Here is a 24965-nt window from a genome sequence, read left to right as displayed (position 1 = left end):
CTCCTGAGAATTCCTTCCTGCCAGCCCCTCCTATCCATTAAAATGTCCGTTGACGGAATGTCCCATGTCATTTCAGGAAGAAAACAACCCACCTGCCTGTATCCCCTTTCCATCGACACCGGCACTCTGACCACAAACAGTCTTCCTCCTCCCATTGATCAAAACTCTTTGCAAAACGAAACTCTTCCTTCCGTGGCCACCGTCGCTCCTGATCAGCTCGAAAAGACCAATTCCGCCCGCGCAGCGGCCCGCTCTGCGTACGAGAAACGACGAGATTCTTATCGCTCCCAGCTCAAGCAATTGAGAAGACAGGAAGAAAAAATCTCCATGGGACGTGGGGCAATCTTTCTGTTAGCAATTCTCTTTCTGTTTTTCGCGTCCGGCGAAAACTCCTGGTCGGCCTTCTGGCTACTCCTTCCGGGATTTCTGTTCGTTGCGCTGGTGATCGTGCATGGCCGAATACTCAAGAAAATCCGCCAGGCACACTCGGCCGTGACTCACTACGAGACCGGCCTGCGTCGCATCAATGACACTTGGTATGGAATCGGCCCTACTGGTGAGAGATTCTCCGATCCAGATCACCCTTACGCTAACGACCTCGATCTGTTCGGCGAAGGTTCGCTATTCCAGCTCCTTTGTCAGGCACGCACCAGGCTGGGAGAATCGACCCTCGCATCCTGGATAAAGTCCGCAGCAACAACGGATGAGATCCGCTTGCGACAATCCGCTGCCAGAGAACTCGCCGACAAGCTCGACCTGCGAGAAGAACTGGCACTGCTTTCATCGAAAAAGTCAGATAACCTCGACGAGGAAGATCAAACCCATTTAGTACAGTGGTTCAACATTCCTCCACAACCGATCGCCCTTTGGAAGCGTCTATTCGCTGGCCTGGTAGCAATCAGCTCGACGGTTGCTTTGCTTGGATATCTTTTCCAGGCCTGGGGCGCCCATCCGTTATTCATCACCCTTTTGGTTCAAACTCCATTCCTGCTTTTGTTTCGAAAACAGATCCATGAACTAAGCATCCAAGCCGATCAAGCGGCCAGCGGGTTAAGAATCCTTTCCCGAGTCCTGTTCGTGATTGAACGGCAGTCGTTTGAATCCCCTCTTTTGAAACAGCTCCAACAAAAGCTGGAAACAGAAGGACATCCTCCCTCCTACGAAGTGAATCACTTCGACCGCCTTGTACAACGATTACAGAACTGTGTCCGCAATCAGTTCTTCGCTCCTCTCGCCTTTCTATTCTGCCTTCCAGTCCATGTCGTCCATTCGATTGAGAAATGGAAAGCGGCGGTAGGAGACCACATCCCGGACTGGTTGGAAACCGTCGGTCAGTTTGAAGCACTCTGTTCCCTGGCCAGCTTTCATTTTGAACATGCTGACTTTCCGTTCCCTGAAGTCACCGAAGAGGGACCGACATTCGAAGTCACCGGGATGGGGCACCCTCTGCTTGCCTTCCAGAAGAGAGTTCACAATGACCTGACCTTCGGTCGCGACCCTGCCTTCCTGATGGTTAGCGGATCAAACATGTCCGGAAAAAGCACACTCCTACGGACCGTCGGATTGAATGCCGCGCTCGCGTACACTGGAGCCCCGGTCTGTGCCACTTCGTTGACGATTTCCCGGTTCCAGATCGGCACCACGATGCGTGTTGCTGATTCGCTGCAACAAGGGTTTTCCCACTTCTTCGCCGTGATCTCACGACTGAAGGTGGTGGTAGAATTAACCCGCAAACCGGGTGGCTTGCCTGTGTTGTTCCTGCTGGATGAAATCCTCCAGGGAACGAACTCCCACGACCGGCGCGAGGGTGCCGAGGCCGTTATCCGTAATCTCTTGGAACATGACGCCGTTGGCCTGGTCACGACTCACGATCTATCACTCACTAAGATCGTTCCAGACTTGTCCGTTTCCGCTCGCAATATTCATTTTGAAGACCGACTGGAAGCGGGCGAACTAAAGTTCGACTACCACATTCAGGATGGCGTTGTGCAGCACAGCAATGCACTCGAACTGATGCGAATTATCGGCTTAACGGAACCGGCAGAAAAACAGGATAGCCCTTAGTGCTTATCTAAGACGGGTGTGGCGGATCTCGCTCTATTGCTCTGTCTACCACCGGTCTATGTCTGGCAATTGCAGGGTCTTACTTTGAACCAACAAGACACGGAGAGACTAAGGGGCGAGACTGACCCATTATTTACTGGGAGCGATCCCAAGCGAACTCTGCTGTGTATGGTATTAGTTTTAAAACAACTGATAACCACCGTGCCCAAGAACTCTTAGCCGAGAACAAATACGAATTACTATCTGACATAGGTCGGCTGCCAGAGCACTATAGTGAGCTCTTCTGACTCGGTATTCGCCCCTGCCCTCAAGTAAGCATCGTGGAAGCGACGGCGTAGTATACGATCAGACCGAAGAAGTCGACCAAAGCTGAAATAAGCGGGTTGGACATCAAGGCCGGGTCCATACCCAATTTCTTAAACATCAGTGGCAAAGTCGCTCCCGTCACCGACCCCATGATGACCACCAGGAATACAGTGATTCCGACGACGCTCGACTTCATCATCAGAGACGCCTCTCCTACGGCACGGACTGTGGGTTCGTCCATCCAGAAGAATCGCGCAATCAGAAATGTCAGCAAGCCCAGGCCACTTCCCAGGAGCACTGCCAGCATGAATTCTCGCATCACCAGTTTTAGCGTTTCATTCCGCCGCATATCTTCCAGCGTCAATAAACGAATTACCAACGTCGCCGATTGTGAACCTGTATTGCCGCCACTGGCAATGACGAGCGGTAGAAACCAAAGCAACCAGCCATGCTTAAGCTGCGTGACCATTTCGTACTCGAACCTCTTTAGAACATTCACCGTGAATGCGGCCGCCACTAACAGCAGGATCAACCAGACACCTCGTTTGTATACCAGGGTCAGAATCGATGTCGTGAGATAGCTGTCTTCCAACGGCGCCACCGCCCCTTGACGATGGGCGTCTTCCGTGGCCTCCTCCTGGAGAACGTCAATAATATCGTCGTGAGTGACGATCCCAACGAGGCGGTATTGATTGTCCACAACCGGGATCGCCAGCAAGTCGTATTTAGCAATCTCGGAGGCAACAAATTCCCGGTCATCCTCGATCCGGACTGTCACGACATCTCGCTGCATGATGTCGACCATCTTCGCACTGGGATCCGCCAGGAGTAACTGGCGAAACGAAACCAACCCCCGCAGGCGGCGTTCTTCTTCCAGGATGAAGATGTAATAAATGGTTTCACGGTCATGGGCCTGCCGACGCAACCGGGCAATCGCCTCTTCGGCAGTCAGGTTCTGGGGCAACCAGGCGAACTCGGTCGTCATGATCGCCCCGGCACTGTCCTCTCGCTCCTCTTCGTAGGCGAGCAGTTCCCGTACAGTATTCCGTTCTGTTTCACTTAAGCGCGAAACCAGTTGCCTTCCACGATCGTTGTCGAGACGTGACAACAAGTCGACCCTATCGTCCGGAGCCATCCCTTCCAGAATGCTGACCTGCACGGTCTGATCATCCTGCTCAAACGCCATGAACTCCGACTGCTTCGCCAAATCCAGAAAGGAAAAAGCGTTCATGCGGGACTGCTTGTCGCTGCACCTCATGACGTACCAGAAGTCTTCCGGACTCAGTGACTCCAAGACCTCGGCGCAATTCGCCGGATGGAACACTTCGCAGAACTCATGCAATCCGTTTTCATCCTTCTCCTGAATCATCTGCAGGAGATCGGGCAACAGCAATGAGTTGTAATACATCAATCTGTCCTCATTCGAATTCATAAACGGCCCTGAACATCAAGAGGAAAACAAACGGATTTCCAACCGCTCGCTATACGAGAGGAGTGCATCTACAAAAATCGGAACCACAGAGGTTCTATCGTATTTGACATTTTATTGCAGCGGTTTATCGCAGCGGATTTTGGCGGCGAAAGATAAAACTTTCAAAAGGTTTCGCGTACTCAAACCACAACAGATCACTGTGACGAGATCAATTCCGAGCGTCGAAACAGCTTCGGTTGTATTCTATTCGGACACCTGCGACGAGGCGCCGTATCTGGAAGAAAGTGGGCCAGCGAAAACCAAAAAAAATCCTTGCCGGGTCATAACCACGGCAAGGAAAATTTGTTTCGAAGCAAACCAGCGAAAGCCGACGACGACTTTTTGACTGGAGCTTAAACGGCGTTTAACGTTTGGAGAACTGGAAAGATTTACGAGCTTTCTTGAGGCCGTATTTCTTACGTTCGACCATGCGGTCGTCACGAGTCAGGAATCCACCTTCAGCCAAAGCATGATGGTTGCTGGCGTCTTTAGCCTGCAGTGCACGGGCGATTCCCAGTACAGCAGCACCAGTCTGACCAGTAATGCCTCCACCAGAAGCACGAATCCAAACGTCCACTTTACCTTCTTCGCCTGTTACCAGGAGCGGAGCGAGGATCATTTTGCGGTCCCGAATGACGGTGAAGTATTCTTCCATCGGACGACCGTTGACGGTGATGACACCTGAACCACTTTTGACACGAACACGAGCAACAGAAGTCTTACGACGTCCCGTTCCCAGAGCCGCACCGAAGCGGTCGATTTTACCACGAATTACGGGATCAACCTGCGGTTGGTTGTCTTCTTCCGCGGGAGCCCCTGAACCCAAAGTCAGTCCGGCGGCAGCTGCATCGTCTTCGACGACTTCTGCTGTCGGTTCTGCATTGGCTTCTTCGGGAGTAGCCTCTTCGGAAGTAGTCACTTCAGGAGTGGTCTCCTTCGGAGTTTCGTCAGATGCTTCTGGTTGGACTTCAGTCGTTTCCTCAGTCATGACGTCTGTCGCACTTTCTGTTGATTACATTGAACACTGTTCAGTGATTGTTTTGGAATTGATGGGCAGTGAATTTAACGCGTCTTCGCGTCCTGTTTCCCTGCCTTATATTATTGCTGATTTACCGCAGCTGTAGATTACTTAGGCAGCAGATGCCCGGGTAATTCCACAGGCTGTTGAGCCTGGTACCCGTGCTCATTGCCGCAAACCAACTTCAGTTTTTTGAGCATTTTGACACCCAACTTGTTCTTGGGCAGCATCCGACGAACTGCTTCGTGCAGAATTTTTTCAGGGTGGCGTTGCCACACTTGCAGACCGGTCTGAACTTTACGACCACCGGGAAAACCGGAGTAGCTGTCGTACTCTTTTTTCATCATTTTCTCAGTCAGGTAAGGATGCTCATTGTGAGCCAGTTCCCGACCGCTGAAGCGAACTAGATGTGCATTTAACACGATGACGTAATCGCCCGTGTCCACATGCGGCGTGTAGACAGGCTTATGTTTGCCCATCAGTACCATCGCCAGCTTGCTCGCCAGACGACCGACGATCTGATTATCGGCGTCAACCGTATACCAGCTCGGTTTGAACGTCTCGTTTTTTTCAATGGTTGTCTTGGACACGACAATAATCCTCTATCATTCAAGCCAGTTTCCCGGTCAGCAAATCCTGCCGAGAGTGTTGTTCGGTGGAGTGACTGTCTTCGCTCACTGAGTCCTGTATTTCAGGTAATATTGCGACTTAAACTCGCAAATTAATGCTCAGTTAATAACGCTTCCGTCAAAGCCAAGCTGCCTGCACTGGAGCAGAAACAAAGTTACTGACCTCCTGTTAGCCTGGAAACGGCGACGTCTAAAGCCTTTCTTCAGACATCAACAAGGCCCTGTTTTCAGCTAAATACGGCTTCAACTCAACTTGGAGCTGCGAAGTCGTCTATGGCAGAGCCTTAGCGCGGTAGACAATCTTCCCGCAAGGGTGACGCGGGGAAACGAAAAGAATAGCGATATCACTACCCGTATTCAACGGCAAGCACGCTGAAAAACCAGATTTCCGGTACCTTGCTGCTGGAACCGGGTCCTGAATTGGTTATGCAACTCAAAACAACTGGTGATCAATAGTATAGTCCATCTAATAAACTCTGAAACTGAGCGACAATCTGTTCTCTCCTAAGCTTAAAGCTGGGGGTCAATTCACCCTGAGAAACAGAAAAGGGGCGATCTAACACCACTATTTTTCGGACTTGCTCTTCCCGACTGACACTCGCCAACTGCTTTTGTACACAATCCAATAAATACGCCCGTACATCTGGAGCATTCCAATTGTCTTCTAAGCCGTTCCCCTGCCCTCTGACAGTCGACCCCGGTGCTTCCCACCCTTTAACAGAGAGGAGATAGGCAAAATCAGGAACAATAATCGCGGATAGAAAGGGACACCCTTCCCCATACACAACCGCCTGCTCAATCGCCGGATCCGCAGTGATGAGTTGTTCGATATGAAGCGGCGCAATTTTTTTTCCTTGAGAGGTGACGATCAAATCCTTACAACGCCCATGGATATTCAGATACCCCTCAGAATCCAGCGATCCGAGATCTCCCGTATGCAACCACCCGTCGAGTAATGCCTCTTCAGTTACTCCCGGATCTTTCCAATACCCCTGCATCACCTGGGGACCGCGGACCAGGACTTCGCCTGAGGAGGCGATCTTCAACTCGACTTCCGGAATCGCTTTTCCAACGGTTCCCGGCTTGTCGTTTGATTCGGAGTTCAATGTCAGCACGGGTGAGGTTTCTGTTAATCCGTATCCAACGAGTAATGGTAACCCTGCTTGCCGAAAGCCTTCAACGATCTCGGTGGCAATGGGAGCTCCCCCGCAGGAGACGCACCTGATCCGGCGTCCAAATATTTCGCGCAATTTTGCCTTCCGCTTCTCGTTACTAAGCGGTTTCAATGTCCTCCAGATCTTTTCATAGAACCGAGGCACTCCAGTCATCCAGGTTGGTTCAGACAAGAGCAGGTCTTCGCGTAAAGTTTGCGGCGACCGCGCCAGCACGACGGTCATTCCAACATAGGCCGACATGAAACAATCGACCGTTCGGGCATAGACATGACTATAGGGAAGCCAGCTCAACTTGATATCGTGACTGGTATACTTGGCCATTTTCTGTCGGTTGACCGCATTGGAGACCAGGTTCCCATGGGACAGCATCACCCCCTTGGGCTCCCCCGTCGTGCCGCTGGTATAAATGATCGTTGCCAGATCCTCAGATTGAATATTCTCTTCGCGGAGTTCCACTCTCTTCGGCGACCGAAATAAGGCATGTCGGCCCGACGCAAGGAAAGTATTCCAGCTCAGAAGAACGGGGCCATCGAGTCCAACCTGAGGAAGCTTCAGCGGCTCCAGAAAAATGATCCCTTCCAGTTGGGAAAATTCGGCCAGATATGGAGCCAGCCTTTGCCACTGCTCTTCGCCCGAGAGGACAAGCCACCGGGAATCACTGTGATCCAACTGCCATACGACCTGTTCGACTGCCAGCGATGTATGCAGAGGGACAGTCACCCCTCCGGCAGAAAAAACACCCTGATCGGCTATCAACCATTCGAAGCGATTTTCGGAAAGGATAGCCACGCGATCCCCCCATTGGAGCCCTTCTTCGACGAGTGCCGCCGCAAAGTAGTCGCTCTGTTGCCGATACTCGTGCCAGGTGTAATCCACGTACCGTCCCCACTGCGGAGAACGAATGGCGATGGACCGCCCTCGATTGCGCGAAGTCTGACGATGCAGCTGACTGACACTCTGAAATTCAAGCGACAGTTTTCATCCCTTTCGAGAGAGAATTTCTTTGGAACGAGACATTGAGAACAGGAAATCAACAGGTCTGAAATCTAAATTTCAATGGACTCCACGGAAGCTATTCCCACCGAAGACCAGACTCTCTTCTCAAAAGCAAAATGACAAAAAAAACTGCCGACCCTAAAGTCGACAGTTTTTGATTCTTCATCTAACGAAAGGGCTTTCAGATCATCTCTTCTGAAATCAAACCCGCTCGCTTTTAAATGTGCGGCTGGATTACTCTGATTTTTCTTCCAGACCTGGCACGCTGATCTCAGCGATTTTGACTGACGTGTATTTTTGACGGTGGCCAGTGTGAGTACGAGAGTTTTTACGACGGCGGAACTTCTGGATCTCCAGTTTCTCGCCTTTAACTTCGGCATCGACCACTTCAGCCATGACAGTTGCTCCGCTAATTAGAGGAGCACCAATTGAACTGGCTCCCCCGCCATTTGCGAGCAGAACAGAATCAAACGTCAGTTTATCTCCCGCATTGGCATCAGCGCGGTAGTCAATTTTGACCAAGGAACCTTTGGAAACCTTAATCTGACGGCTTCCATCTTCAATAATTGCGAACATTGTCTTGTCCCGAATGATGCATACTAATTCAAAGCGGCCAGCATTTTATCGGCGTGCCAGCTGCCGGTGGAAAATACGTTCAGAGCGAGATCAACGATCCGCGGACGTACTTGCTGTATTAAATTGTTGTCCGCCCGGACAACCAAAGTGGTATCTAGTCACAGCGAATTCTAGTTGCCAACAGGGGTCTTCCCCTCCCGGTTTCCAGGGCCGTTTATTCGGCCTCTCCGCTGAACCACTGAATCCACGCCCGCCAGGCGCAGATTCAGACTGATCCCACATTAATCCGGGGAAGCGAGTAATGTAACGCTTCAGACGGCAGTTTTCGAGGTCACGTGAGCTAAATTTTTGATTTCGCTCCCGATATCATCCAAACATTTAAGGATCACATGTTCAGGACCAACATCGGAACTGGCTCGAATACTGACAGTCAGGTCGAATTCTTCTTCCAGACCCATGATCTGACGACGTTTACTGTTGTTCAGATAGTTCGCCACCCGCTCATGGATTTCGACCTCAATTGTGGAGATCGAATCGTTGGCACTGGCCGTCGTTAGCAGAATTCGCATGACGTCTACTGCCATCAGCTCCGCAGTCTTAACCAGACCCGAACCATGGCAACAAGGACAATTTTCATAGGCGGTTCGTTTTACAGAGGGGCGAATACGTTGACGAGTCATCTCGATCAGACCGAAAGGACTGATACGCAGAACTTTTGTTCTCGCCCGGTCTCGCTCAACTGATTCCCGGAGGGCTCGCTCGACACCCCGACGATGGCGGTCTTCCCGCATATCGATGAAATCGTTCACGATCACGCCACCCAGGTCTCGAAGCCGAATCTGACGGGAAATCTCTCTGGCTGCCCGCAGGTTGACTTGGTAAGCAGTCTCTTCTGCATCGTCATCAACGCGGAAGGTTCCACTATTAACATCGATCGCCACGAGGGCTTCGGTCTGATCAATGACCAGTGACCCCCCGCCCCGCAAGGGAACGACTCGATCATTGATGTGCGAGATCTCTTCTTCAATTTTGTATTCAGAGAAGATCGGCGAACGACCTTCATACAGTTTGATTCGATTGACGTACTTCGGCATCACGATCTTCATGAACTCGCAGGCCCGCTCGTAAGCAGAGGGTTCATCAATCCAGATAGCGTCGATCTCTTCGGTGTAGATATCTCGAATCGTGCGAATAATCATGTCGCTCTCTTCGTAGATATCCACTGGCCCCTGCATTTGCTTAATGCGACCAACAATCACTTTCCACAAACGGAGCAGATAGTGCATGTCCGATTTCAGATCGCTTTGATTTCGATCGATTCCCGCCGTACGGATGATGAAACCAAGACCTTCGGGAGGATCGAGTTCCAGCAGACTGGTGCGTAAACGGCGACGGATATCATCATCAGCGATTTTACGGCTGACACCGACGCGTTGCAGACCAGGCATCAGGACCAGGTACCGTCCAGGAATACTGATGTAGGTGGAGAGAGTCGGGCCTTTGGTTCCGATACCTTCTTTGATCACCTGTACCAGAACTTCGCTGCCCCGTTTAAAAACATCCTGGATGGGAGGCTTATTCCGCATGCCGCGGTCGTTGCCATTTCGAGGAGCGTTGCGCGTTCCTCCTTTTCGTGTCCGACCTCGGCCCGGGGGCTTACTGGGTGCAGGCGAATCCGAATCGACGAGATGTTTGTAATACTGAAACTCGACATCGCTCACATGCAGAAAGCCATTTCGACCGATTCCAAAATCGACGAAGGCGGCCTGAATGGAGGGTTCGATGTTGACCACCTTACCCTTGTAGATGTTACCGACGATGTTCTCTTGCGAGTTTCGCTCGATGTAAAGTTCTTCCAGTACTCCATCCTCGAGAATCGCAATTCGACTCTCTTCGGGCTGAAGCACGTTAATCAGCATTTCCGATTTCATGTGACTTCCTTTGCAGCGAGTCACATTTCGCGCATTGCTTCAACTGGACCGACTGGAGAACGAATCTACCAGTAATTTCCTTGACGGTCCTGCGTTCGATTCTACTTAACCATTTCCTGTTAGAGATGGCCGGTTGAACCGAACAGTTGATCTCTCCCCTTGTTGAACGTTCGCCTGTAAAGCGTTCGATCTGCGTGTCACTTCCCTGCTGAATCAATCCGTTTGATTGATTCCTGTTGATTAAAACCGGTTGAATAGAGCCAGCCTGAACTACGGACAGCTTTCGCTGTCGGTTGTCTGATGACCTGTCAGTAACTTGCTGTGCTACCGGATTCATAGTGAAGTTTGTGTTGTCTTAAAGAAAGCTTTCCTCTGTAACTGACCCGATGACCGAAGTTTGTTCCCTGAGGTAACTCATCAGGACGAATAGGTCGACTGCTGAGATTTCTTGAACGCGAAATTCATTCAAAACTAATTCTGAATGAACTCCACAACTGTCATCGGCACGCTGTCAACAAGAATGGAAACGATAACGCGCTGCTGGGTAGCAGATTTTTCGCGGATGATTTCCGATCTATATAACAGGAGTGCCAGGGCTGGAGATCGGTAGACGTTTCCATCTATCCGATTTTAACTTTCCTCTCTGTAAGGAAGGTTGAACGCGAGACTATCCGGCCTGTGAAAGCGGAGCACTGAAGAATTTGCCTTCAGAACTGGGCTTCTTCTCGCATGCCGTGTAAAGACATGGAGAAATTGGAAGGGTCGTCAAACGTTCGGGGAGAATGCACTGAATGTTGTGACTCAATTTGAATTGAAAAATGTAAACCTGTAGTAAGGAAACTCGGATGGACGTTTTTCGGAATGGAGCGGACAGCCTCTAAGTAGAAGCGACTTTTCCTTTCCGATACCATCGCGTCTCCTTTGATCACTTAAGACTTCCGAAACGGCTTGTCAGTAAGGACAGTCGACCGGTCGTAATGAGCGAACAGAAATTTGTGTGTATCGTGTGTTTAAAAATCAGTGTGATTTCGAGTTGGTTAATTTGAGTGATCACTCGTTGTGATCGATTATGTTTCGTTGTGTTTTAAATCTTGGTTATGTTTAAAATCGTTTGAGTGTGTCGTTGTGTGTTTAGTTTACCATCTCGGTTTTGAATTGTCGCTGAACCATCAAGACTATCGATAGGACATATTGTTAAGCCTGTTCCGCCTCTAGAACGGCCATGTCGGGAGCGAATTTCATCATCTCTCCACGCAGATAGTTTTCAACGGTTCGCGCCAGTTCCAGGTTCCTTACATGACTGGCAATTTCTTCGGCCTCTTCAAGGGTAAAGTTCCCTATCAATTCCTTCAATCGAGGAATCATATGGGATGTTACTGACAATTGCCGTAAGCCCATTCCGATCAGGAGCGGAGAAAAGAGTGGATCGGTGCTCATCTCCCCGCAAACGGTTACAGAGATTTCATGGCGATTTCCGACATCGATGACGTGCTGAATCATTCGTAAAATCGAAGGATCCGCGGCCCGATATAGTTCGGAAACATTCGGGTCATCCCGGTCGGCCGCCAGTGTGTATTGAATTAAGTCGTTGGTACCAATGGAGAAGAAATCGACTTCCTGAGCGAACTCTTCAGCCATCATCACGGCAGAGGGGACCTCAACCATCATACCAACGGGGACGTCACGTTTAAACTCGACGCCCTGCTCTTCCAGATCTTCGACCACATCGGCCAGAATCATCTTAGCCTGTCGCAGCTCCATCAGAGTGCTCACCAGCGGGAACATGATTCGTACATCCCCGACAGTTGCGGCTCTGAGAATAGCGCGTAACTGGGTTTTGAACAATGGCAGATTCTTCAAGCTGAGCCGCAGACTTCGCAGGCTCAGAACGGGATTCGAAGCTGGTTCTGCTCCGAATGTGAGCGCCGAAGGCATTTTGTCTGCCCCCAAGTCCATCGTTCGAATAATCACGGGAGAATTGGGAAACGCCCCCACAACCCGGCAGTACGCTTCGTAATGCACTTCCTCAGAAGGCTCGTCTCGCCGGTTCAGGTACAGGAACTCGGTTCGGTACAGCCCAACACCATCTGCCCCGCGATCGATACACTGGCTGACTTCTTCGGGAAACTCAATGTTGCCCAATAATTTGATTCGGACGCCATCTTTGGTCTGGGCAGGAATTTCCTTCAGAGAGAGCAGCCGCTTGGATACACCTTTACGGCGTTCAATCGTATCTTCGAAGTGCTGCACGGCTGTATCGGTTGGATCGATAATAATCTCACCACGATCGCCATCGATGATCAGGTTTTCGCCGCCAGAAACATCCGCAAGAAAATTACCCACGCCAACAACAGCTGGAATTTCTAATGCCCCGGCCAGGATAGCGGTATGACTGGTACGGCCACCCGTCTCAATCGCGAGTCCCAGGACGAACTTACGGTTCAAGTTGGCCGTTTCGCTGGGACTGAGGGAATTCGCCACAATAATGACAGGCGTGTTGATGTGAGTCAGTTCTTCCCGGCTCTCACCCAATAGATTTCGGACCAGACATTTTTCTATGTCATAAATATCCGCGGCCCGTTGGGCCATGTAGTTGTCGCCTAAGTTTTGGAAGACTTTTGCGTAACGGCGCAGCACCCTGCTCGATGCGAACTCCGCCGAATAATATTTCGAGCGGATCAGTTCTTCGATTTCCTCAAGCAGCTGAGGATCCTGAACCAGGTTCAGGTGAGCAGTAAAAATCGAGCCGTATTGCTTGCCAACTTGCTCGTTTGCCAGGCGTTCGTTTTCGCCGATTTCGTCGACCGTCTGCTGAAGAGCAGTACGAAAACGTTTGATCTGGGACTCAATCGCGTCGACGCTGACAAAACGTTGGGGTATGCGGAAATCCTCTGTGCCGAAGACCAACGCTGGTCCTGAAGCCATGCCAGGGGATACTGCTATACCTCGCCGCACGAGCATAGAAAATGTCTCTTATTTCATCTACTCGCGAAACTCAATCTAATATAGCTTCACGAATACTTGTTTCAGTCGAACGCTGAAACGGGCCCTGATCACGAAATGTTCTCTAGATGACCTGTTCCGATTCGGTAGTACCTTCAACTTCAAAATTAGTCAAAAACAAATTTTCCAGATGGTCAAGTACCTGTTCGGCACCCTCCCCTTCGGCCAGCAGTTCCAGTTCGGAACCCTGAGGCGCGGCCAACAGCATTAGATTGAGCTGACTGTTGGCCTCGACCTGTTTATTGCCATAACGAATCTGAACGAAACACCCGTTGTCGTTAACCACTTCTACAATCATGGAGATGGGACGCACATGCAACCCTTCCACCATATTTACGGTGACTTGACGACGTAACACGATGCCCGATCCTATCCTCTGCAAAAATTGTACTTAACGACTAAATGTGTCGTCTTTTTTTCGATTTAATCACAAGAAGTGCTAACAGCTCCACATTAGAAACCGCCCCTCTTACCATAACAGACCAGCTATTCGCAATCACGATATTCTACCACATAGGATCAGATATCGCTGTAAAGTGACCCATTCACATCAGGAAGAGCTCCGAGAGTCGCTGTTGAGCGTTCTTCGACAGTAGCCGGCCTCCGGAACACGGAAAGCGTTCCCGGCAGTCCACCACTTAAGTTCAGTCATTCAACTGATTGTTGTCTGCTTCTCCCAGCAATTCCACGACATCTTCGGCAGTCCGAGACTGCTTGAGGAAGTTACAGAAGTTACTGTTTCGGAGGTGGCGAGAGATGGTTTCCAGAGCTCGCAGATGATCGCCCGGTTTGTCCGGAGGCGAAACAAGCAGAAAGAAGATAAAGACCTTCTCACCATCCAGGCTGGCAAACTCAACGCCATCGGAGGCAATTGCCACAGTGGCAATCAGGTTATTGACGGAAGGATGTTTTGTATGAGGGACCGCAACACCGTTACCGATGCCGGTTGAACCGAGTTCTTCCCGCTTTAAAATCGCGGCGATGATACTCTCTTCATCCTCAGCGGCAATTTTACCGCTCTCCTTTAAACTCCCCACCATACTACGAATCACCGACTCTTTGTTCTCGACGTGCAAATCGGTATCAATGGCTTCAGAAACCACGAAGTCACATAACTTCATGTAACTTGCTCCTTTAAAGGACTGTATAACAAGCTTTTGGACGGATTCGACTGTATAGGCCAAAACAGATTAATTCAATCAAAATCTGAATCTGACCTGCAAATGATGAACGGGGCTCCAAGCCATAAAACTGGACTTTCGACTTTCATTCGAACGGTCCGTTAATTAACGAGGACAGCACATGCCATCAAATTCGAGTCTGTAATACAACCGAGCAGGCTTGGAAGAGACCTGCTGCGATAAACTTGGTATAGGATTTAAAATTAGATGACTCAGGGTATCGCACCTGAATCAGGGAGACTTCAGGATTGATATTCACCGGGCATACGCCGGTGTCAAACCAGTTATTTTGTAAACACATTAAGGGCTCTGAAAACGTACCAACGTCAGTTGAAGTGGAATCCAGAGCAGAATCACGAACCAGAAGAAGAATAAATCACCAGGAGAACGAAGGAAACTAGTCGGAATAAATAAAGCGGGGTATCAAACCCGCTCGTCAGATAAAGAGGAGGCCTCTGCCAAGGCAGAACCACCGAATAATGACTGTTTTCTCACTGTTCTCGAAGGTTAAGCTACTCCTGTTCCTGCTCCAATTCTTCAATCGGAAGATCCTTAATAGGAACGTCGCGACGATGGTCGGTTCGTTTTTCCTTGTAGCGTTTCAATTGTTGTTCCATTTTATGCAAAGCTGCATGAAAACAAGCCAGGACATCGTCCCCGTTCTCATGAGACACAAAGTTGTCGTGATGCTCTGCGTCGACCAGAATCTCAACTTTGACGCGACCACCTTCGAAATCAACAGTGACTTCAATGGCAATAACACGGTCAAAATAGGTCAACAGTTTTTGAGCTTTTTCTTCGATGATTTGCTGTAAATCAGACCGAAGTTCCCCATGTCGAGCTGCGATGGCAACCTGCACAGAAAAGTCTCCTCTCAAATCGTTTGGAAATACCCGTAGACTGATCTAAGCGAACAGCTAGCCTGTCTTTTGCCCATATTGTATATGACAGAACAGGCAAAACACCCGAAAGCAAAAGGAATGTTCCCTTTACCAAAGACGGGCAAATGGCCACGGAGAAAGAATGATAACTCTCTGATAGATTCCAGTTTATCGAATCCAGAGAAGTGGCCGATTTTATCGACTCACTCCCCGAGAAACCAGCCTCAGCGTTTCTTCGTTTAGTTTGGAAACTCGGGTTTCCTGAAAAATAGGCTACTCGCTAAATGCCCTAAGAATACAAACAAAGGAACACTATATTACGGTAACTAAAGTGCAGTACACACCGGAATTGATGAGATCTACGAGGAATCGACCGCTCTGGAATCGAAACAGAGAGAATTGGGATCTTGGATCATAGATCCCATCGGCTCCCCTGCACCTGCGACCTTACCAAATTCGCCATAAACTGTTACTCATAAATAGTTTACGATCGATAACAAAGATTGCAAATTCGGCATAACCGGCATTTAAAGCGGGAAGTTCGACTAATTGATCGACCTAGATCCTATCCAGGATAAGTGTGGCTGCTATCGGTCCCGAAAAGCACTTAAAAAACAGCAGGCTACGCCGCCAGAACACGCTACGGTTATCTAGAATGCTTCTCGGCCGGCAATTTTGTTGGGCTCGGCCCCTTCGGACCTGCGAATCGTCGCCGGAATTAATTGAGATAGCGGGTTTTTAGGCCAGCTAGACCACAATTCTCCTCCGCTGGGGGTGGGGGCCTCAGAAACAGGGGCCTGCTTGACGGCGGGGGGACCGTTTACATCGCTCGAACCCGAATTGACTTCTGCACCGGAATCTACAGCTGCTAGAAGTGTGTTCGAATCTGAATTATCAGAAGCGGCGGCTAATTCGACACCGGCACGGACAGAACGTGGGTTTGGGTCAACCTGGACCGTACGACTGGCAGTCTGACATCCCGGCAATGCTCCCAATAGAAGGCCGGTCAGACAACAATGCCATAAAACAGAGTTCATCATAGAATGCGGATCTTTTTCAGGAAGAGGTCTCGTCTCATGAGGACCACACCGGAGTCACAACGGAGGGTCCGAAATCACTTATCGTCCCGGACCTTCCTAAACTGTGGCAAACCCATCTCTTTTTATTGGGCAAATATGGAATTTTACTGCCTTTATGGAGCGAAGATTTAGAAGAGAGCGTTTAACTCATATCGCAAAGCCGCAAGCCTCCAGACGCGAGCCTGAACAGAAGCCTTCCGATACAGGCTGATTTACGACATTTGGCAAGAGTAAAAGACGTATTGCCTCTCAACTTGCATCGCAAGATAAGTTTTCTCATGAGGAAAATAGAGGAGGCAAACTGATGAGCCGACAATATGTTCGGTCAATCTGTTCAGTCGCGCTACTCTGAGAAGTCGAGTTCGTCGTCAGTGAATTCGAGCGACTCGTCTGACTCTTCTTCGACCGGATCAAGCATGGCCGATTTTTCATTAACGTCTCGTTCCACGAAATCCATATCGGCTTCGACGGGCGGTTCAGAATGCCCTGAGAACGTTTTCCCAATGCCCGAGAGGGGATTAAGGCTGGCAGGAGACATACTTGTATATGTCGAACCGCCCGTCATAGAGCTACACCCGACCAACCAGGAGATTAATCCCACACTTACCATCAGTTTCAAAATTAGTTTGGACATCAGAATTCCTTTTCTTCCGCCACCTGTCCTGCAGATCGAGATAACTTAAACCATCCAGTATTCCAACAAGGTCGCACATTATCCACTTTGAATAAAGTGAAAGAACAGCGAATGCTGATTCCTCCGCGACGTTGCCTGGTCGGCTTACAAGTAGTAGTCGCTGGCCAGACGTTTGACATCGAATCCTTTCGATGCCGTCGCTTCCGAAGAAATGGCCCAGTTATTCATTCAATGTGTTCCTGAGAAATGCTGTCGTTCCACGTTGAGCTGTGCTACACAGGATCGCGGTGAACAATAACCGGGGTTCAGGAGGGTTCCCGTAATTGAAATCAGTGTCAAATTGAAATCAGTTTCAAATTTCTGACCTGATCAGGCTGCTTTCCGGCGAAAGACAGCGAAGTTTTTAATCATCCCGACTTCTTCAAACTCGGGGCGCGGCCGCATGCATTCGTTAATCGCCCGGGTTACACCTGGAAAGATTTTTCCGCGGGCATCATCGAACACAACGTATCCACTAGGAAGTACGTGTGGGACAAAATCGTCGATGTCCGTTACGACGTCTTCATATTCATGGCTGCCATCGACCAGCAACATGGAGATGGGCTCCTCCCAGCTTTGGCCCAACTCGTGCGATAGCTCTTTGTGAATTTTGAGGCCCCGGTTATCGAGCTCAAATTTCTGAACGGTTTCCTGGTATTCTTCCCAAGTACCGCAAATATGAGGATCGATACTGATGACCCGGGCTTCCCCTTTCGTCCGTTCGGCGGCTTCGACCAGCCAGGCGGTCACCTTTCCTTTGTAAGCACCAATTTCGACAATAGACCCTGACTTGTCCGCTTCCATGGCCAGATGAGCCAGTAACCGGCATTCCCGGTCCGAAGACTGCCCTGGGTTCTGTTCGAGTAATTTGATGCGGTCGCGTGGAATATTGCTTTTCACGGACAGGTTTGCTCGGTGCTGCAGTCGATAGGCAGGATCCAGCAATCGCTGAAACGTGCGCACCACACGGAATGGACCTTTGATCAGATTTTTAACGACACGTGCGCCAATATTCATTGTCTTCACATCCTTGAGATAGACAATTTTTGTTTATTTATACAAAGAGGCCGCTTTGCCCCAAGAGTAGATGGCTACCCCGGGAATCGCTGGGACCACAATTCACTGTCGTGACTTACAGTCTTTTACGAGAGCATCAGCCCAGCCAGTTATTCCTTAACTGATCAGACGCTGGAACCTCCCTGAAGAGTCGGGGCACCAGACCCCGTCCAATCGGGAATCTAAACGGCTTTCCGTTTTTGTGTAAAGACCAATTACCTTTGTCAGCACAATTATCAGCACAGTCCATACTCTTTCGAAGGACCAGAAATATTCTTCTCCGACAAAATTCGCCGTTCAGTACGGCGTCCGGGAGAGGCTCTTCGTTTTCTTTGCCTGTAGTGGATGGTAAGGTAAATCCTCTTTTGATCACTTCATCCGTTGCCGTCTCAGGTCTGTTATGAATCAGCAATCTGCCTCCTCTTTTGACTTCTCCCGTCTGCTGTATCCTCTGTTAATCGTGATCGGAGTTATTGCCGTTTACCAGCAAACGGCCAGCTTTGACTTCGTGAATTACGATGACGAGTTATATGTCGCAGGGAATTATCGAGTTCAACAGGGGCTCAATCTGGAAACGGCTCAATGGGCCTTCACGACGACTGAAATTGGTAACTGGCACCCTCTTACCTGGTTGTCGCTGCTTATGGATGTCAGTCTGTTTGGACCAGGCGCTGGCGCGATGCACAGCATGAACATGTTTTATCACCTGTTCAACGCCCTGCTCTTATATGGATTACTTCGTTACGCCACAGGAGCCCCATTCCGATCATTTCTGGTCGCGTTTCTGTTTGCCGTGCATCCTCTGCATGCGGAATCTGTGGCTTGGATTTCCGGACGGAAGGATCTCATCAGCACGCTGTTTGGATTTCTCGCCATCTGGGCATACTTTGTCTATGTCAAGCAAATTGGCGTTTCGAAACAGTTGAGTCGTCAGTGGTACGGCATCATGATCGCCTGTTTTGGATTGAGCCTGCTTGCCAAACAAATGTTTGTCACCCTCCCTTTCCTGCTGTTGCTTCTGGATGTCTGGCCGCTTAAACGGTTTTCTCTGAAAAAACTCGTACTTTCTACAAAAGCAGAAAGCCAGTTAGCACCCGAAGCAGCCCCCGACACGTCGACCCAAAATGACACGATTCACTTCTCGCAATTGATCGTCGAGAAAATCCCGCTGTTTGGATTATCCATTCTATTTTCAATCATCATCTATGCCGCACAGCAGGCAGGGGGTGCGGTGCAGTCGGGCGATCGATTTCCCCTCGCGCTACGTCTACAGAATGCCATTCTTTCTTACGGCCTCTACCTGAAAAAGACTTTCCTTCCCAACGATCTGGCTGTGATTTATCCTCATCCCGGAACGGACATCAACCATACATCTGTCTTGATCGCCTTGGCTGTACTGGCTGTGGTCACTTTGATTGTTTTGCTACGAATCCGTAAACAACCCGCCCTTGCCGTAGGTTGGTTCTGGTTCCTGGGCATGCTTGTCCCCGTCATCGGTTTAGTACAACTTGGCGATGAACGAATGGCCGACCGCTACTCGTACGTCCCGCAAGTCGGCTTGACCATATTATTCTGCTGGCTGGCCCCCCCCACCCTGCTTAAGAAGAAACCCGTCGCCCTTGTCTCAGCGGGAGTGGCTCTTCTGTTCTGCCTTGCGATGTCTCAAAAGGGTTACCAACAAGTGGCCACCTGGAAAGATTCCGAGACACTGATGGAACAGGCATTGACTGTGACAGAGAACAACTGGAAAGCGAACCACAATCTCGCCCGGTATTGGCACCATCATGAGGGATCCCACGTGGAGATTTCAGCCAAACTGAATGAGTCACTACGAATCAAACCAGATAATGTTGCCGCGATGACTTTACTCGCCAATGTGGTGAGGGATGAAGGAGAAACGGAATTCGCTAAATCGCTGTTTGAGAAAGCGGAAGAATTAGAACCGAAGAACCAGACAACCCTGGTTAACTTTGGAAATTTCTATCAGAGCCAGAACCAATTTGATAAAGCGATTGAATACTACCAACGTGCTATCGAGGTTAAGCCAGAAGAAGGTTTGCCTTATGCAAATCTGGTTATTGCTCTGGACATTAAAGGAGATAGAAAGGCGGCCTACGAGGCGGGCTTACAGGCTTTAGAGCGAAAAACAACATTAGATCCTTACAACCTGGCCAATGTGTATATGACTTTAGGCATTTTGAATATGAAAGCAGGAAAACCCGATGCCGGTATCGACTTTCTGCAGCGTGCCGTGGAGGTTGCTCCCGACCATCCACAGGCGAACGCTAATTTGAAAAGGGCACTTCAAATGCGCGGGCAAATGCCCCGCTAAAGTAGCCGAAGTCGAGGCAAACTCGGCTTCAATTCGGTTCATCTCCAGACGGCTTAACCGATTCGGTCTCGTTGTAAATTGGGAGCAGAATCTGGGACGGGTATTCTTTCGAGAGATAGATTCGATTATTGGCAACCTTCGAGGGATCACCTGGCTCGAAATGGTCGGCCCCTGTATTGGGATTCGGTTCGAATCGGGGATCGTTCGAGGAAGAGACACTGACCCGAATCTGATGCCCTTTGTTAAAGATAAGCGATGTCGACCAGAGATCGACTTCCAATTCATAGACTTGGCCGGGAACCAACAATTCTGGGGATTCAAAAGAGTGAAGATATCGGGCTCGCATAATTCCATCGGTCACCAGCATCGAACGGCCATCGGGATAAACATCGCATAGTTTGACGGTAAAATCGGTATCGGGACAGTCAGTGCTGAAATACAACTTCGCTTTCACGCGGCCTGAGACTTCGGTCGGTTCGGTCAGTTTCTCGGAAGTAAAGACGAGTACGTCGTCCCGCTTTTCTACTTCTCGTTGATCGCGGGGGCCTTTAGGAATAAGCAAGTTCTGCCCGCCGATCGTAGGGACGGGATTCTTCGGATCGTATGCGTAAGCAAGCGACGCATCCCCTGTTGGAGCGACGATATTTAACTGTCCCGACTCATGTAGATACCAAGGAGTTTCGTCTGCTGGAGGAGGCCAATTTTCTGCGCTGCGCCAGAAGTTCCCGGGAGCCGATTCATCCTCGGGATCGCCCATAACGTAATAGTGCACCGGCTGATCTTCGTTCACTCCATTCTGTTCACCCTTAGCATGGTGATTGAAAAAACGAACTGCATCAGCGACTGGTCCTGGTGAGGCGGCGTTTTCAGGATAGGTCAATTCATCGAAAGTTCCATGGGCCCATGGTCCCATCAACAGTCGACATTTTCCGCGGGCCCCTGCTCCTCCCTGATTATGAATATTCACGAAGGAATTAATGGTACCCTGATTGAAGATGTCGTACCAACCTCCCCAGAAGACCGCGGGCGCATTCACCTCTTTCACACCACGCTCCGCATTAGTTGCGTGCCAGAAAGGACCGTACTTTGGATGAGCGTTGAACTCTTTGTAAGACCGAGGATCAAATTTATGACCCGGCAGCCAACCATCCAGCATGGACTTCCGCCAGACACCACCCTGATAGGCTGCCTGAGAATACATATCGGAAAAAGCGACGAGAATATACTGCGCTTTCAATGCCTCCGGTGCACCGGGAGCCATCATCGTCTGCGTTACTCCCAAAGCTGAACCTCCCCAAGTGACAATGTTACCGTCGCACCAGTTTTGGTCAGTAATCCATTCCAACGTTTCGTGTCCGTCCCGGTGCTCTCCCCGTCCTTCGTGATAGAAGACGAGCGCATCGTTCCCTTCAGAATCGAACCGTCCGCGGACATCTTGAATCGCTAATGCGTAACCGGATTCAGTAAAGTTAACCGCCAGTTTACTGCCAATCTTCTTTCCATAGGGACTTCGAATCAGGATAACCGGATATTTTTGTTTGGCCTCCGAAGGCAATTCTCCCCCGGGTAGATAAACGTCGGTCGCCAGTCGGATATCATCCTGCATTTCGACCATGAATCGCGTCGGTTCAGGTTTTTCCTGGGACCAAGCTAAATCTCCGCGAGTAATCAGTAGACAAAGACAAAAGAGTAGAAAGAGATTGCGACGTATCATTGATGTATACCCTTGGACAGTTCACGGTGAGGGATTTCCCCCATCTTGGATCGATATAACTGGAACAAACTAGCTCTCATAGCAAGGTATAAAACTCGAACAGGCGATCTGCCAACGATGCAATTTGCTTTAACTGGACCTCAACCTATTTTTATGGCGTCTAAGTAACCGCAGGAATTCGATTCTGTTGCGGTGCGTTCAACTTCGCCAGTCGATTCAGCGAAAAAACACTTCTGATAGCGAGTAATCATATATTCCGCTGACTTCCCTGTCCATTTAACTGTTCTATTGACGAGATCGCAACGATGAATACCGGGATTGATTTGACCAAAAGACTTGAGACCGCCTTTGACTCGAACGTTTCCCTGGCGAATCGATCTAATATCGAAATCGAATCGTTAATTGACGATGTCTCCAAGATGTTGCGTAACGGTCAGTCGAAAGTAAACGCCATTCTGGAAACAGCCGTGGACGCTGTCATCATGATCAATCAATTCGGAATCGTTTCCGATTTTAATCCTGCGGCAGAAAGAATGTTCGGTTATCAACCGGAAGAAGTTGTCGGACAGAATATCAAAATGTTGATGCCCTCGCCGTATCAGGAGCAGCACGATGGCTACCTGCACAATTACATGTCGACGGGCGAAAAGAAAGTCATCGGCATTGGTCGCGAAGTCCAAGCAAAAAGAAAAGATGGCTCCGTTTTCGATATTGAACTGGCTGTTTCGGAATTAACGTTGAATGGTCAGAATTATTTTGCCGGTATCATCAAAGACATCAGCGAACGTAAACAGAATGAACGCCATTTGAACTGGTTGGCTACGATTGTCGAATCGTCTAACGAAGCCATCATCGGAATCGATCAAGGTCTGAAAATCCATTCCTGGAACAAAGCAGCAGAAACAATCTTTGGATACGACGTCGAAGAAGCGCAAGAAGAATGCATTTCACTCCTGTTCGCCGAAGAAGAACAAATCGAACTCCTGATTCTGCTACAGGAGATCGCCGATGGCAAGATTGATCGGACTCGTCTGGAGACACATGGCATCAATAAACGGGGACTGGAGATTGACCTGTCTCTCTCGATCGCCCCCATCATTGAAAACGATCATCACATCTCGGGAACTTCGATCATCGCGACTGACATCACTCAATCACGTGAAATTGAACGCCAGATGGAACGGACACGGGCACTTGCTCAATACACGTTAAATTCATTGAATGAATGCATCGCCATTCTCGATCAGGACGGCATGATTCTCTCTGTAAACAGTGCCTGGCAGGAGTTCGTGGAAGAGATGCAGTTCTTCGACGAACACCTGAAAGAGCAGAGCTGTTTCTATCCGTCCGCAGAACTTGAACACGATCAGCTCTGGGATGCTCAGCTACAGATCGCGGGACAGATTCAAGATCTGTTTAAGGACGACAATGAAGTCGAAATGGATCAGTTTATAGTCAGTGATAATTCGGGTGAACGTTGCTTCTGCATCAAGCTGGCTCGATTTCTGGAACAGGAAGAATCGCGGGTGGTCGTTGCCATTGATGACATCACTGCTGAAAAGCAGGCGCATCAGGAGATCGAAAAGGCCGCGCGAGCAGCTCACATGGCAAACGTTGCAAAAACAGACTTCCTCACCAATATGAGTCACGAAATCCGGACGCCCCTCACCGCCATTCTGGGATTCGCCGAATTGATGCTCGAAGAAGATATGGACAAAGAAGAACAGGACCTCGCATTGCAAACGGTTCGCCGCAACGGCGAACATTTACTCGGCATTATCAACGAAATCCTGGATCTCTCCAAAATCGAATCCGGAAAACTGGAAGTCGAACATTCAGACTGTGATGTCATCAAATTAATTGACGACCTGCACGATATTATGAATCTACGTGCGGAAAAACAAAACCTTAATTTCACCACGGAGTTCGCAACAGCGTTGCCTGCCATAATCGAAACAGATTCGATTCGCTTGAAACAGGTCCTGTTCAATCTACTTGGAAATGCGCTGAAGTTTACGAGTGAAGGGAAAGTTCATCTTTCTATTGGGAGTGAATGCGGATCTTCGGGTCAACTTCGAATGCGATTTGAAGTCACCGATAGTGGTATCGGAATCGATCCGCAATCAACGACTCGGTTGTTCGAACCTTTTACTCAGGCGGACAATTCCGTTTCCAGAAAATATGGTGGAACGGGTTTGGGGCTGGCGATCAGTAAGAGGTTGGTCGGTTTGCTGGGGGGAGAAATCGGCGTCAATTCGATTCCCGGAAAAGGGAGTACGTTCTGGTTCACCATCGACTGTGGTATTCCCGCTGGGTTTAACACCTATTCGTCTCTGGAAGAATACAGAGACGGAATTCAGACGCGTCAGGAAGAAAGCCTCGATGTGGAGCAACTCGATTGTTCCATCCTGCTGGCGGAAGATGGAGAGGATAACCGCCATTTGTTTGACTTCATTCTCTCGCAAGCAGGCGTTCGACTGACGACTGTCAGCAACGGGGCTGAAGCCGTCAAGAAAGCGATCGACCCATCAAATCAATTCGATATTATCCTGATGGACATGCAGATGCCCGTGATGGACGGTTACCTGGCCACCAAAATCCTCCGCGAATCGGGATACAACGGCCCCATTCTCGCACTTACGGCACATGCTGTTAAGTCTATGCAACAGAGGAGTTTAAATGCGGGATGTGATGATATAATCACTAAACCAGTCAATCGAAAAAAACTCCTTTCGATTCTGAACCGCTGGGATCAGAAGTCGTTTCAGCTGAATTGATCGACCTGGGGCAGTGTCGGAAAAATCGGAATAATCCGCAAAGTTCTCCCATTTCACCTCAATCGTCAGGGGAGGAGTGGCCGATGAAGATGAAAGGAATATC

17 protein-coding genes are annotated in these 24965 nt (G+C 49.5%); 3 read left to right on the top strand and 14 right to left on the bottom strand.

The features are described from left to right. Positions 1 to 57 precede the first annotated feature (57 nt). Positions 58 to 2064: a MutS-related protein gene (locus Pla110_RS05735; RefSeq protein WP_197440530.1), complete on the top strand. Its 2007-nt coding sequence runs from the start codon at positions 58 to 60 to the stop codon at positions 2062 to 2064. 307 nt (positions 2065 to 2371) lie between these two features. Here the strand turns inward: Pla110_RS05735 and mgtE are convergent, their stop codons facing one another. The 13 genes from mgtE to Pla110_RS05670 all read right to left on the bottom strand — a co-directional run bounded on the left by mgtE (position 2372) and on the right by Pla110_RS05670 (position 18000). Then, entirely contained in the window at positions 2372 to 3778 is a 1407-nt protein-coding gene (gene mgtE, locus Pla110_RS05730; RefSeq protein ID WP_144994115.1) for a magnesium transporter, read from the bottom strand. A gap of 427 nt (positions 3779 to 4205) precedes the next feature. Then, positions 4206 to 4829: a 30S ribosomal protein S9 gene (rpsI, locus tag Pla110_RS23090; protein ID WP_144994113.1), complete on the bottom strand. Its 624-nt coding sequence runs from the start codon at positions 4827 to 4829 to the stop codon at positions 4206 to 4208. Between the two features lie 137 nt (positions 4830 to 4966). Further along, the gene (gene rplM / locus Pla110_RS05720; RefSeq protein ID WP_390620490.1) at positions 4967 to 5458 is read right to left on the bottom strand and encodes a 50S ribosomal protein L13; all 492 of its coding nucleotides are present in this window, start codon (positions 5456 to 5458) and stop codon (positions 4967 to 4969) included. Between the two features lie 479 nt (positions 5459 to 5937). Beyond that, positions 5938 to 7608, bottom strand: coding sequence for an AMP-dependent synthetase/ligase (locus tag Pla110_RS05715; RefSeq protein WP_390620489.1), 1671 nt, complete (start codon positions 7606 to 7608; stop codon positions 5938 to 5940). A gap of 285 nt (positions 7609 to 7893) precedes the next feature. Continuing rightward, on the bottom strand, positions 7894 to 8235 hold the full coding sequence (gene rplU, locus Pla110_RS05710) for a 50S ribosomal protein L21 (RefSeq protein ID WP_144994109.1): 342 nt from the start codon (positions 8233 to 8235) through the stop codon (positions 7894 to 7896). A gap of 311 nt (positions 8236 to 8546) precedes the next feature. Then, on the bottom strand, positions 8547 to 10166 hold the full coding sequence (locus tag Pla110_RS05705) for an Rne/Rng family ribonuclease (protein WP_144994107.1): 1620 nt from the start codon (positions 10164 to 10166) through the stop codon (positions 8547 to 8549). Positions 10167 to 11360: 1194 nt separating this feature from the next. Further along, positions 11361 to 13127, bottom strand: coding sequence for a phosphoenolpyruvate--protein phosphotransferase (gene ptsP / locus Pla110_RS05700; RefSeq protein ID WP_144994105.1), 1767 nt, complete (start codon positions 13125 to 13127; stop codon positions 11361 to 11363). 106 nt (positions 13128 to 13233) lie between these two features. After that, positions 13234 to 13527, bottom strand: coding sequence for an HPr family phosphocarrier protein (locus Pla110_RS05695; RefSeq protein WP_144994103.1), 294 nt, complete (start codon positions 13525 to 13527; stop codon positions 13234 to 13236). Positions 13528 to 13813: 286 nt separating this feature from the next. After that, positions 13814 to 14290: a PTS sugar transporter subunit IIA gene (locus Pla110_RS05690; RefSeq protein WP_144994101.1), complete on the bottom strand. Its 477-nt coding sequence runs from the start codon at positions 14288 to 14290 to the stop codon at positions 13814 to 13816. 572 nt (positions 14291 to 14862) lie between these two features. After that, on the bottom strand, positions 14863 to 15210 hold the full coding sequence (gene hpf / locus Pla110_RS05685; RefSeq protein WP_144994099.1) for a ribosome hibernation-promoting factor, HPF/YfiA family: 348 nt from the start codon (positions 15208 to 15210) through the stop codon (positions 14863 to 14865). A 671-nt stretch (positions 15211 to 15881) separates the two neighbouring features. Next, positions 15882 to 16271 (bottom strand): hypothetical protein, encoded by a 390-nt coding sequence (locus Pla110_RS05680; protein ID WP_144994097.1) that lies wholly within the window; start codon positions 16269 to 16271, stop codon positions 15882 to 15884. 382 nt (positions 16272 to 16653) lie between these two features. After that, positions 16654 to 16944, bottom strand: a complete 291-nt coding sequence (locus tag Pla110_RS05675) for a hypothetical protein (protein ID WP_144994095.1) — start codon at positions 16942 to 16944, stop codon at positions 16654 to 16656. Between the two features lie 369 nt (positions 16945 to 17313). Further along, positions 17314 to 18000, bottom strand: coding sequence for a class I SAM-dependent methyltransferase (locus Pla110_RS05670; protein WP_144994093.1), 687 nt, complete (start codon positions 17998 to 18000; stop codon positions 17314 to 17316). Positions 18001 to 18439: 439 nt separating this feature from the next. Here Pla110_RS05670 and Pla110_RS05665 point away from each other — a divergent pair, with 439 nt between their 5' ends. Continuing rightward, complete coding sequence (locus tag Pla110_RS05665; protein ID WP_144994091.1) at positions 18440 to 20371, top strand: tetratricopeptide repeat protein; 1932 nt, start codon at positions 18440 to 18442, stop codon at positions 20369 to 20371. Positions 20372 to 20399: 28 nt separating this feature from the next. On the opposite strand, the gene Pla110_RS05660 is transcribed toward Pla110_RS05665, so the two are convergent. Then, on the bottom strand, positions 20400 to 22085 hold the full coding sequence (locus Pla110_RS05660; RefSeq protein ID WP_144994089.1) for a CocE/NonD family hydrolase: 1686 nt from the start codon (positions 22083 to 22085) through the stop codon (positions 20400 to 20402). Between the two features lie 305 nt (positions 22086 to 22390). Here Pla110_RS05660 and Pla110_RS05655 point away from each other — a divergent pair, with 305 nt between their 5' ends. Beyond that, complete coding sequence (locus Pla110_RS05655; protein ID WP_144994087.1) at positions 22391 to 24862, top strand: PAS domain S-box protein; 2472 nt, start codon at positions 22391 to 22393, stop codon at positions 24860 to 24862. Positions 24863 to 24965: the final 103 nt, after the last annotated feature.

The sequence above is a fragment of the Polystyrenella longa genome, from assembly GCF_007750395.1.
Lineage (GTDB): Bacteria > Planctomycetota > Planctomycetia > Planctomycetales > Planctomycetaceae > Polystyrenella > Polystyrenella longa.
Note: the sequence above shows the minus strand (reverse complement) of the source record. Positions and strands in the feature narration are given on the sequence as shown.